This window comes from Ramlibacter henchirensis (genome assembly GCF_004682015.1).
Lineage (GTDB): Bacteria > Pseudomonadota > Gammaproteobacteria > Burkholderiales > Burkholderiaceae_C > Ramlibacter > Ramlibacter henchirensis.
Genome location: NZ_SMLM01000001.1, coordinates 1,482,105 through 1,491,565, shown reverse-complemented (window position 1 = coordinate 1,491,565; position 9,461 = coordinate 1,482,105). Strand labels below are relative to the sequence as shown.

Sequence of the window (9,461 nt, the reverse complement as noted above, 5' to 3'; positions counted from 1 at the left end):
TCGCTTGTCAGTCGCGGGGCTTGTCCAGTTGGTACTGCAGGTGCGCCTTGACCTCGGGCCATTCGCCCGCGGCCAGGCTGTACATGACCGTATCACGCACCGTGCCGTCGCGGCGTAACGCGTGGTGCCGCAGCACGCCGTCCTTGCGCGCGCCCAGCCGCTCGATGGCGCGCTGGCTGGCGAAGTTGTAGTTGTCGGTGCGCCAGCCGACGAGCTGGGCGCCGAGCACCTCGAAGGCATGGGTCATCAGCAGCAGCTTGCAGGTGGTGTTGACGTGCGAACGCTGCAAGCTCTTCGCGTACCAGGTGTAGCCGATCTCCAGCCGCTCCACGGCCGGCACGATGTCGTGATAGCGCGTGCTGCCGATCACGCGGCCTTCGTCGCCCAGCACCACGAAGGGCAGCATGTGGCCGTCCTCGAAGCCCTTGAGCGCGGTTTCGATGTAGGCGGTCTCTTCGCCCGGCGCGGGCACCGAAGTGACACGCAGCTTCCAGAGTTCGCCGTCGCGCGCGGCGGCGGCCAGGCCGGGCGCGTGGTCGCGCGTCATCGGCACCAGCCGCACGCGGCCGGACTCGAGGTTGACGGGCTCGGGCTTGCGCATTCAGTCGTCCTTGCGGCGGCGCGCCCGCCAGCGGCGTGCCAGCTGCACGCCGGCACCACCGCCGATGCCCGCCAGCACGATGCCGCCGATGGCGGAGCGGTCCATGCCGGGGGCGAGCGGATCGAAGCCGAACAGGCGCCCGGCCACGTAGGCCAGGAAGACGCCGGCGAGGAAGCCGACCGCGTCGGTCAGTCCCTCGGCCAGCAGCGCATTCGCACGGTCCGGTGTCTTCATCGGTTGTGCCGCTGCATGAACACCAGCTTCTCGAACAGCGTCACGTCCTGTTCGTTCTTCAGCAGCGCGCCCACCAGCGGCGGCACGGCCACCTTGTCGTCCTTGCTCTGCAGCGCGTCGAGCGGGATGTCCTCCGCCACCAGGAGCTTGAGCCAGTCGAGCAGCTCGGACGTGCTGGGCTTCTTCTTCAGCCCGGGCAGGTTGCGCACGTCGTAGAAGGTCTTCATCGCGGCCGAGAGCAGGTCCTTCTTCAGGCCCGGGAAGTGCACGTCCACGATCTTCTTCATCGTGTCGGCGTCGGGGAACTTGATGTAGTGGAAGAAGCAGCGGCGAAGGAACGCGTCGGGCAGCTCCTTCTCGTTGTTGGACGTGATGAACACCAGCGGCCGGTGCCGCGCCTTCACCAGCTCGCGCGTCTCGTACACATAGAACTCCATCCGGTCCAGCTCGCGCAGCAGGTCGTTGGGGAACTCGATGTCGGCCTTGTCGATCTCGTCGATCAGCAGCGCCACCGGCTGGTCGGCCGTGAAGGCCTGCCAGAGCACGCCCTTGACGATGTAGTTGTGGATGTCCTTGACCTTCTCGTCGCCCAGCTGCGAGTCGCGCAGGCGCGAGACCGCGTCGTACTCGTAGAGGCCCTGCTGCGCCTTGGTGGTGGACTTGATGTGCCATTGCAGCAGCGGCATGCCGATCGCCTGCGCCACCTCCTCGGCCAGCATCGTCTTGCCGGTGCCGGGCTCGCCCTTGACCAGGAGCGGGCGCTTGAGCGTGATGGACGCATTGACCGCCAGCATCAGGTCCTGCGTGGCGACGTAGTTCTGGGAGCCTTGGAATTTCATGGGAGGGTGCGGCGCGGGTCCGTCGAGGTGCGGGCCCTATAATCGCCGGTTGATTCGAATACGGACGCTCGTCGATTGTGCGCGCAAAATGAATAAGTTGTTGTCCACGCTTTTCGCCCTGCTTGTCGCGTCTGCGACCGGATTGGCGCATGCGCAGGCCGCGCCCGCCGCGGCCCCCGGTGCCGCGGCTTCCGCGGCCGCAGCCTCCAACGTCAAGCAGTCGGCGCCGGCCAGCCCCGCGTCGCTGCAGGCCAAGATCGCCATGTGCCTGGGCTGCCACAACATCCCCGGCTACCAGGCGAGCTTCCCCGAAGTCCACAAGGTGCCGATGATCGCCGGGCAAACGCCGGCGTACATCGAGACCGCGCTCAAAGCGTACAAGACCGGCGAGCGCAAGCACCCCACGATGCGCGGCATCGCCGATGCGCTGACCGAGCAGGACATCAAGGACATCTCCGCGTACTACTCGAAGCTGGGCGGCGCCACCACGGTGGCCGACAAGCCCGCCCGCGAACCCAGCCCGCAGGTCGCGGGGCTGCTGCAGAAGGCGGCGTGCGTGTCCTGCCATGGCGCGAACTTCTCCAAGCCGATCGCCAACTACCCGAAGATCGCCGGCCAGCACAAGGATTACCTGTACGTCGCGCTGCGCGCCTACAAGCAGGACAACAACCCGACCCTGGGCCGCAGCAACGGCATCATGGCCGGCATCGCGCGCCAGTTCAGCAACGCGGAACTCAAGGCGATGGCCGAATACATCGGCAGCCTGGATGGCGAGCTGAAGACGGTGTCGGATTCGCGGTTCCATTAATCCGCTTCGCTCCAGAGACGAAACAAGGCCCGCCTTTGGCGGGCCTTGTCCTTTGTGGATGGCGACGGATCAATCCTTCGTCGCGCGCCGCTGCACGCACGCGACGTACGCGTCGCCGTCCGGCGGACGTCCGGCGCGGTGGCTTTCCCACAGCATCTGTCCGAGGCATTCCATGGCCTCGTGGTGCGCGTCATGCAGCGACCCGCGGCGAGCGGCCAGCAGTTCCACCGCCTGGCGGATGCCGCGCGGCTGGTCGATCGAGCACTGCTCGCTGATCGACAGGTGCATGGCCAGGTGCAGGAAGGGATTCGTCTGTCCGTCGGCGCCGTCGTAGACCTTGCCCACCGCGGCTTGCGCATCTTCCATGTCGGGGTCGTACTCGGGATGCTCCAGCAGCCACTGGCTTGCCAGCGTCTCCAGCGCATCCAGCGGCACGCCGGTGCGCGCCTTGGCATGCACGCCGCAGAAGAAGCGGCGAACGTCTTCCTGCGAGGGATTGAACATGGGACAAGGCTAACACTCCACAACTGCAGGGAATGGCGCGCCGCGGGACAATCGCCCCCTGCGCCCACGAGGGCCGATCTCCGGAGAACCCATGAGCAAGCAAGCCTTCATCTGTGACGCCATCCGCACGCCGTTCGGCCGCTATGGCGGCGCCCTGTCCTCGGTCCGCACGGACGACCTCGGCGCCATTCCCATCCAGGCGCTGATGTCGCGCAACCCCAAGGTCGACTGGCAGGCCGTGCAGGACGTGCTGTACGGCTGCGCCAACCAGGCGGGCGAGGACAACCGCAACGTCGCACGCATGGCGGCGCTGCTGGCCGGCCTGCCCATCGAAGTGCCCGGCGCCACGATCAACCGCCTGTGCGGCTCGGGCCTCGACGCGGTGGGCAGCGCCGCGCGCGCCATCAAGGCCGGCGAGGCCACGCTGATGATCGCGGGCGGCGTCGAGAGCATGAGCCGCGCGCCGTTCGTCATGCCCAAGGCCGAGACGGCGTTCTCGCGCAGCAACGCGGTCTACGACACCACCATCGGCTGGCGCTTCGTCAACAAGCTGATGAAGGAGCGCTACGGCGTCGACTCCATGCCCGAGACGGCCGAGAACGTGGCGGTGGAGCACAGGATCGAGCGCGAGGCGCAGGACCGCATGGCGCTGGCATCGCAGCTCAAGGCCGTGCAGGCGCAGAAGTCCGGCTTCTTCGACGCCGAGATCACGCCCGTGACGATCCCGCAGAAGAAGGGCGACGCCATCGTGGTGAACCGCGACGAGCATCCGCGCGAGACGTCGATGGAGGCGCTGGCCAAGCTCAAGGGCGTCGTCAAGCCCGACGGCAGCGTCACCGCCGGCAATGCCAGCGGCGTGAACGACGGCGCCTGCGCGCTGCTGCTGGCGGACGAGGGCACCGCGGCGCGCCACGGCCTGACGCCGCGCGCGCGCGTGGTCGGCATGGCGACTGCCGGCGTCGCGCCGCGCGTCATGGGCATCGGCCCGGCCCCGGCCACGCAGAAGGTGCTGGCGCTCACCGGGCTCAAACTCGAGCAGATCGACGTGATCGAACTCAATGAAGCGTTTGCCGCGCAGGGACTCGCGGTGCTGCGGCAGCTCGGACTACGCGACGACGATCCGCGTGTCAATCCGAACGGCGGCGCGATCGCACTCGGGCATCCGCTCGGTGCGTCGGGCGCGCGCCTGGCCACCACCGCCGTGAATCAGCTGCACCGCAGCGGCGGCCGCTACGCGCTGTGCACGATGTGCATCGGCGTGGGGCAGGGGATCGCGCTCATTCTCGAGCGCGTCTGAGCGGCCAGGAGCCTGCCCTAGGCCAGCGCCGCCTTGCGCTTTTCCAGCAGGCGCACGACGCGCCGCGGGCCGCCGCGCACGTGCTCGGCCAGCGCGATGCGGCTGTAGCGCAGGCCGTCGAGCACGGCCAGCATGTCGTCGCCCAGGTCGGCGGCGACTGCGCGCAACGCCGAGGGCCGCATCGGCTGGTCTTCCCAGACGGCCGCGATGAAGTCGGCCACCTGCTTCGCGCCGCGCGCATGGCCTCCTTCCTCGGCCAGCCGCAGCAGCCGCTCGAAGGCGGCCAAGGCGCGCTCCGTGGCCTCGTGCGAACGGATCTCCTCGACCATCAGGCGTGCCCGTTCCAGCAGCGTGCCTTCGTGGTCCACCCGGGCGCGGTCGCCCGTGCCCACCACCAGCTGAACCTGGTTGACTCGATCGAGATTGGCGCGGTGGCGGCGCTCGCGTTCGGCCTGGTTCATGGCGACCTCCAATCGGATGGGCTGTGCCACCTTGTACAGCGCGCGTTGCTGCGCCGCCAAGCTGCGCGAGAACCCGATTGACGAAGGACACTTGCGCTCCTAGTCTGATGGGCTTTAGGCGGGCTGCCTGACAATACGCGGGCCTTGGACCTGCCTGTCATCACCGATCCCGGCTTCTATGCCGTGGCCATCCCCGCCGTCCTGATGCTGGGCATCAGCAAGAGCGGCTTCGGCGCGGGCTTCGGTTCGCTGGCCGTGCCGCTGATGGCGATGGCCGTGTCGGTCCCGCAGGCGGCGGCGATCCTGATGCCGGTGCTGCTGGTGATGGACGTGCTGGGCGTGCATGCCTGGCGGCGGCATTTCGACTGGCCGCTGATCCGCTTCATGCTGCCCTTCGGGTTGCTGGGCACCGTGATCGGCACGCTCTCGTTCAAGCTGCTCGACCCGAAGCTGGTGGCCGGCCTCGTCGGCGTGTTCACGCTGGCCTTCCTCGCGCAGCGCCTGCTGTTTCCGCCGCGGGCCGACAGCCCCGCGCCGCCGAAGTGGCTGGGCGGGCTGCTGTCCACCACCGCGGGCTTCACCAGCTTCATCGCCCACGCCGGCGGTCCGCCCGTGAATGCCTACGTGGTGCCGATGCGCCTGCCGCCGCCGGTCTATGCCGCCTCGATGGCGGTGTTCTTCTTCGCGGTGAACTTGAGCAAGTGGATCCCGTACGGCTGGCTCGGGCTGCTGGACCTGCGCAACATGGCGACGTCCGCGGTGCTGCTGCCGCTGGCGCCGATCGGCGTGGTGATCGGCGTGAAGCTCGCCCACCGCGTGCGGCCGGTTCTGTTCTACCGGCTGGTGTTCATCGGCATGCTGCTGACCGGGCTGAAGCTGGTCTGGGACGGATTCTTCGCGCGCTGATGCGCCGCGCGGTCAGCTGTCGGGTGAGCGGCCTTCGCCGTCCCAACCCGGCGTGCGGCCGACGCCATCGCGGCGGCGCGCAGCGGCCTGCTCGCGTTCGCGGGCCATCTGCTCCTCGAGCTGACGGCGCCCCTGCTTGACCACCGCGATCAGGCGCGAGCGGTCCTTGTGGTGCGGGTACATCTGCTCGAACAGCTGCTGGTTGTGGCGGCGAAAGCGCATGGCGAGCTGGCGCGCCTCGTGCGGTGACTGGCCGAGCAGCTCCAGCACCTTGCGGCCGCTGCGCAGGCTGGCTTCGAAGAGTTCGCGCTCCACGTTCATCACGCCGCGGTCGCGCAGCTCGTTCCAGTGCGTGACGTCGCGCGCCCGCACCACGAGCTGCAGGTGCGGGAAGTGCTCGCGCGCGAGGTCGACGATCGCGAGCGACTGCTGCGGATCGTCCACCGCCACGACGAGCACGTTGGCCTCGTCCGCGCCGGCGATGCGCAGCAGGTCCAGCCGCGTGGCGTCGCCGTAGAAGACCTTGTAGCCGAACGCGCGGGCCGCCTCGATCATGTCGGCGTCGTGGTCCAGCACGGTCGCGCGCACGCCTTGCGCGGCCATCAGGCGGCCGACGATCTGGCCGTAGCGGCCGAAGCCCGCGATGACCACGGGCGCGTCCTGCGGCTCGCTGATCTCGTCGAGCGTGCGGGCTCCCTGCGTGAAGCGCGCCAGCACCCAGCGGTCGATCGCCACCAGCAGCAGCGGCGACAGCAGCATCGAGAGCGCGACGGCTCCGATGAGAAGCGACGCGGTGGCGGGCGGGAACACGGCGGCGCCCGCGGCGGCCTGGAACACCACGAAGGCAAATTCGCCGCCCTGCGCCAGCAGCAGCGTGAACACCGGCCGGTCCTGCGGCTCCAGACCGATGCCGCGCGCGAGGAACCAGATCACCGCGCCCTTGAGCAGCAGCAACCCGGCGACCAGCGCCGCCATCAGCAGCGGCTGTTCGCGCAGCACGCCGAAGTCGATGCTCATGCCGACCGCGATGAAGAACAGGCCGAGCAGCAGGCCCTTGAACGGCTCGATGTCGGTTTCCAGCTCGCGCCGGTATTCGCTCTCGGCCAGCAGCACGCCCGCGAGGAACGCGCCGAGCGCCATCGACAGGCCCACGCGCTGCATCAGCGCGGCGATCGCCACCACCAGCAGCAGGGAGGCCGCCGTGAAGATCTCCGGCGTGCGGCTGCGCGCGATCCAGCGCAGCAGCGGCCGCAACAGGAGGCGGCCGCCCAGCACGATGGCCGCGATCACGCCGACGATGCGCGCGGCCTGTGCCCAACCGGACCCGCCGCTGTCGACCGCCTGCGGCGCGGCGGCGAGCAGCGGCAGCAGCGCGAGGATCGGGATGGCCGCCACGTCCTGGAACAGCAGGATGGCGAAGCCGGCCTGCCCGCTGCTGGTGGGCAGCAGGTTGCGTTCGCCCATCACCTGCAGTGCGATCGCGGTCGATGAAAGTGCCAGGCCGAGTGCGGCGACGAGGCTCACTCGCCAGGAGAAGCCCGCCAGCACGCCCGCTGCGAACAGCACGGCGGTGCAGGCGGCGACCTGCGCACCGCCCCAGCCGAAGATCGGGCGGCGCAGGTTCCACAGCCTGCGCGGCTCCAGTTCCAGGCCGACCAGGAACAGCATCAGCACCACGCCGAATTCGGCGAAATGCAGCACGTCCTCGACTTGCCCGACCAGGCCGATGCCCCAGGGGCCGATCAGGATGCCCGCGGCCAGGTAACCGATGATCGAACCGAGGCCCAGGGCCTTCGACAGCGGAACGGCGAGCACCGCGGCGCCCAGGTAGATCAGGCTGCTGGTCAGCCAGGCGGGAAGATCGTGCTCCATCAGTGCTCCGGCGGCCGGTCGGCTTCGGGCACGTCGCAGGCCGGGCACGCGGGCAGGTCATTGAGCTCGGCCCAGTTCGGATGGGTGCGCAGGCGCTCGGCGAACACGGCCGCATGCGCGTCGATCTGCTCCTCGGAAGCGCGGTGCGCGCCGTGCAGCAGCAGCGGCGGCAGGAACCGCATGCCGCAGAGCGCGGCGGTCTGCTCGTAGGGCGGCAGGAAGGCGTCGAAGAAGTAGCGGTTGTAGCCCTGCGGGTGGTACGAGGCCTCGGCCCCGCCGGTGGTGGCCACCAGCCACATGTCCTTGCCGCGCAGCGCGGTGCCGGTGCGCCCGTAGGCCCAGCCGTGGGTCAGCACGTCGTCCAGCCACAGCTTCATCAGCGCGGGCATCGAGTACCACTGGACCGGATGCAGCAGCACGACCAGGCGCGCCGCCGCGGTGCGCGCCTGCTCGGCGGGCACGTCGATGTCGTAGTCGGGATAGGCGCCGTAGAGGTCCTGCACCTGCACGCCCGCCACGCTGCGGGCGGTGTCGAGCAGGCGGCGGTTGACGCGGGACTCGCGCCATTGCGGGTGGGCCGCCAGCAGGTAGACGCCGGCGGCTGCGGGTGACGCGAGCTCATCCATCTCTGTAACATAGCGCAAAAGCGGGTCACGACGGGTGCCCGCTGTGTCCTGGAGGTGCTCCATGCCGGTCGTGGTCGTTGCCAATCCGAAGGGAGGCGTCGGGAAATCCACCGTCGCCACCAACGTCGCAGGGTACTTCGCCAGCCGCGGCCACGCGGTGATGCTGGGCGATGCCGACCGGCAGCAGTCGAGCCGGCTGTGGCTCAATCTCAGGCCGCCGGGTATGCGGACGATCCAAAGCTGGGACGTCGGGGCAGGGCAGGTCGCCAAGCCACCGAAAGGCACCACCCACGTCGTGTTGGACACGCCGGCCGGCCTGCATGGCAAGGAGCTGCGCGAACTGCTCAAGCCGGCCAGCAAGGTCATCGTGCCGCTCGCGCCCAGCGTGTTCGACATCTTCGCCACGCGCGCCTTCCTCGACGAGCTGGCCGAGTACCGCAAGGCCTCGGGCCTGCAGATGGGCATCGTCGGCACGCGAGTCGACCAGCGCACGCTGGCCGCCGACCAGCTGCAGATCTTCGTGAAGGGCCTGGGGCTGCCGGTGCTGGGTGAGCTGCGGCCGACGCAGAACTACGTGCACCTCGCGGCGCGTGGGCTCACGCTGTTCGACGTGGCGCCCGGGCGCGTCGAGCGCGACCTGGAGCAGTGGGCGCCGATTTGTCGCTGGCTGGACAACTGAACGCTGCGCGGCGTCGCTACAGTGGCGCCATGAGAACTTTCGCGTCCCTCGCCGAATTGCCGCCGCTGGTGGGCCAGGAAGTCGCCGTGAGCGACTGGCTGACCATAACGCAGCAGCAGGTCAACCTGTTCGCCGACGCGACCGGCGACCACCAGTGGATCCACGTCGACGTTGAGAAGGCCAAGGCCGGGCCATTCGGTGCGCCCATCGCGCACGGCTTTCTCACGCTGTCGCTGCTGCCGAAGATCTTCGAGACGGCCCTGCGCGTCGAAAGCACGCGAATGGGCGTGAACTACGGGCTGAACAAGGTGCGCTTCACCGCGCCCGTGCCGGTGGGCGGACGCGTGCGCGGCCGCCTCGTGCTGCTGGCCTGCGATCCCATCGAAGGCAACGGCATGCAGATGACCTGGAAGGTCACGGTGGAACTGGAGGGCTCGGATCGCCCGGCCTGCGTGGCCGAGTCGATCACCCGCCGCTACGCCTGACGCGGCGGTCGCAAAAAAGAGCCCGCGCACGCGGCGCGGGCTGCAAAAGGAGTGTTCGACAGGCCGGCCTCGGGCACGGGTTGCGCCGAATCTTCTACTTGGGCGTTGCGCGTCGCATCTTCAAGCTCGGCACGGCGCAACCTGACATT

12 protein-coding genes are annotated in these 9,461 nt (G+C 69.1%); 5 read left to right on the top strand and 7 right to left on the bottom strand.

The window, feature by feature from the left end; translation table 11 throughout:
• Positions 1 to 7: 7 nt before the first annotated feature.
• The 3 genes from EZ313_RS07395 to EZ313_RS07385 are packed head-to-tail and all read right to left on the bottom strand — an operon-like array spanning position 8 to position 1,674.
• Positions 8 to 601 carry a GNAT family N-acetyltransferase gene (locus EZ313_RS07395; protein ID WP_135262539.1) on the bottom strand — a complete coding sequence of 198 codons (594 nt, stop codon included), beginning with the start codon at positions 599 to 601 and terminating at the stop codon, positions 8 to 10.
• On the bottom strand, positions 602 to 835 hold the full coding sequence (locus EZ313_RS07390) for a hypothetical protein (protein WP_135262538.1): 234 nt from the start codon (positions 833 to 835) through the stop codon (positions 602 to 604).
• A complete protein-coding gene (locus EZ313_RS07385) occupies positions 832 to 1,674 on the bottom strand; it encodes an AAA family ATPase (protein ID WP_135262537.1) in 843 nt (280 codons plus the stop codon). The genes EZ313_RS07390 and EZ313_RS07385 overlap by 4 nt, the downstream gene beginning before the upstream one ends.
• A gap of 88 nt (positions 1,675 to 1,762) precedes the next feature.
• Here EZ313_RS07385 and EZ313_RS07380 point away from each other — a divergent pair, with 88 nt between their 5' ends.
• A complete protein-coding gene (locus EZ313_RS07380) occupies positions 1,763 to 2,482 on the top strand; it encodes a c-type cytochrome (RefSeq protein WP_135262536.1) in 720 nt (239 codons plus the stop codon).
• Positions 2,483 to 2,551: 69 nt separating this feature from the next.
• Here EZ313_RS07380 and EZ313_RS07375 read toward each other — a convergent pair whose 3' ends face one another.
• A complete protein-coding gene (locus EZ313_RS07375; RefSeq protein ID WP_135262535.1) occupies positions 2,552 to 2,986 on the bottom strand; it encodes a DUF1841 family protein in 435 nt (144 codons plus the stop codon).
• A 91-nt stretch (positions 2,987 to 3,077) separates the two neighbouring features.
• On the opposite strand from EZ313_RS07375, the gene pcaF reads away from it, so the two are divergent.
• The gene (pcaF, locus tag EZ313_RS07370) at positions 3,078 to 4,283 is read left to right on the top strand and encodes a 3-oxoadipyl-CoA thiolase (protein WP_135262534.1); all 1,206 of its coding nucleotides are present in this window, start codon (positions 3,078 to 3,080) and stop codon (positions 4,281 to 4,283) included.
• A gap of 17 nt (positions 4,284 to 4,300) precedes the next feature.
• Here the strand turns inward: pcaF and EZ313_RS07365 are convergent, their stop codons facing one another.
• Positions 4,301 to 4,744, bottom strand: coding sequence for a DUF7673 family protein (locus EZ313_RS07365; RefSeq protein WP_135262533.1), 444 nt, complete (start codon positions 4,742 to 4,744; stop codon positions 4,301 to 4,303).
• Between the two features lie 144 nt (positions 4,745 to 4,888).
• Between EZ313_RS07365 and EZ313_RS07360 the strand changes: the two genes are divergently transcribed.
• Positions 4,889 to 5,650: a sulfite exporter TauE/SafE family protein gene (locus EZ313_RS07360; protein WP_135262532.1), complete on the top strand. Its 762-nt coding sequence runs from the start codon at positions 4,889 to 4,891 to the stop codon at positions 5,648 to 5,650.
• Between the two features lie 12 nt (positions 5,651 to 5,662).
• On the opposite strand, the gene kefC is transcribed toward EZ313_RS07360, so the two are convergent.
• Together kefC and kefF are read right to left on the bottom strand one after the other, a co-directional pair.
• Entirely contained in the window at positions 5,663 to 7,522 is a 1,860-nt protein-coding gene (kefC, locus tag EZ313_RS07355) for a glutathione-regulated potassium-efflux system protein KefC (protein ID WP_135262531.1), read from the bottom strand.
• Positions 7,522 to 8,148 (bottom strand): glutathione-regulated potassium-efflux system oxidoreductase KefF, encoded by a 627-nt coding sequence (gene kefF / locus EZ313_RS07350; RefSeq protein ID WP_135262530.1) that lies wholly within the window; start codon positions 8,146 to 8,148, stop codon positions 7,522 to 7,524. The genes kefC and kefF overlap by 1 nt, the downstream gene beginning before the upstream one ends.
• Positions 8,149 to 8,209: 61 nt before the next feature.
• Between kefF and EZ313_RS07345 the strand changes: the two genes are divergently transcribed.
• Positions 8,210 to 8,827, top strand: coding sequence for a ParA family protein (locus EZ313_RS07345; RefSeq protein ID WP_135262529.1), 618 nt, complete (start codon positions 8,210 to 8,212; stop codon positions 8,825 to 8,827).
• Positions 8,828 to 8,856: 29 nt separating this feature from the next.
• Complete coding sequence (locus EZ313_RS07340) at positions 8,857 to 9,312, top strand: MaoC family dehydratase (protein ID WP_135262528.1); 456 nt, start codon at positions 8,857 to 8,859, stop codon at positions 9,310 to 9,312.
• Positions 9,313 to 9,461: the final 149 nt, after the last annotated feature.

What these genes read in the sequence shown, in the direction of transcription:
- EZ313_RS07395 (WP_135262539.1), bottom strand. Translation starts at nt 601, where the DNA reads ATGCGCAAGCCCGAGCCCGTCAACCTCGAGTCCGGCCGCGTGCGGCTG.
- EZ313_RS07390 (WP_135262538.1), bottom strand. Translation starts at nt 835, where the DNA reads ATGAAGACACCGGACCGTGCGAATGCGCTGCTGGCCGAGGGACTGACC.
- EZ313_RS07385 (WP_135262537.1), bottom strand. Translation starts at nt 1,674, where the DNA reads ATGAAATTCCAAGGCTCCCAGAACTACGTCGCCACGCAGGACCTGATG.
- EZ313_RS07380 (WP_135262536.1), top strand. Translation starts at nt 1,763, where the DNA reads ATGAATAAGTTGTTGTCCACGCTTTTCGCCCTGCTTGTCGCGTCTGCG.
- EZ313_RS07375 (WP_135262535.1), bottom strand. Translation starts at nt 2,986, where the DNA reads ATGTTCAATCCCTCGCAGGAAGACGTTCGCCGCTTCTTCTGCGGCGTG.
- pcaF (WP_135262534.1), top strand. Translation starts at nt 3,078, where the DNA reads ATGAGCAAGCAAGCCTTCATCTGTGACGCCATCCGCACGCCGTTCGGC.
- EZ313_RS07365 (WP_135262533.1), bottom strand. Translation starts at nt 4,744, where the DNA reads ATGAACCAGGCCGAACGCGAGCGCCGCCACCGCGCCAATCTCGATCGA.
- kefC (WP_135262531.1), bottom strand. Translation starts at nt 7,522, where the DNA reads ATGGAGCACGATCTTCCCGCCTGGCTGACCAGCAGCCTGATCTACCTG.
- kefF (WP_135262530.1), bottom strand. Translation starts at nt 8,148, where the DNA reads ATGGATGAGCTCGCGTCACCCGCAGCCGCCGGCGTCTACCTGCTGGCG.
- EZ313_RS07345 (WP_135262529.1), top strand. Translation starts at nt 8,210, where the DNA reads ATGCCGGTCGTGGTCGTTGCCAATCCGAAGGGAGGCGTCGGGAAATCC.
- EZ313_RS07340 (WP_135262528.1), top strand. Translation starts at nt 8,857, where the DNA reads ATGAGAACTTTCGCGTCCCTCGCCGAATTGCCGCCGCTGGTGGGCCAG.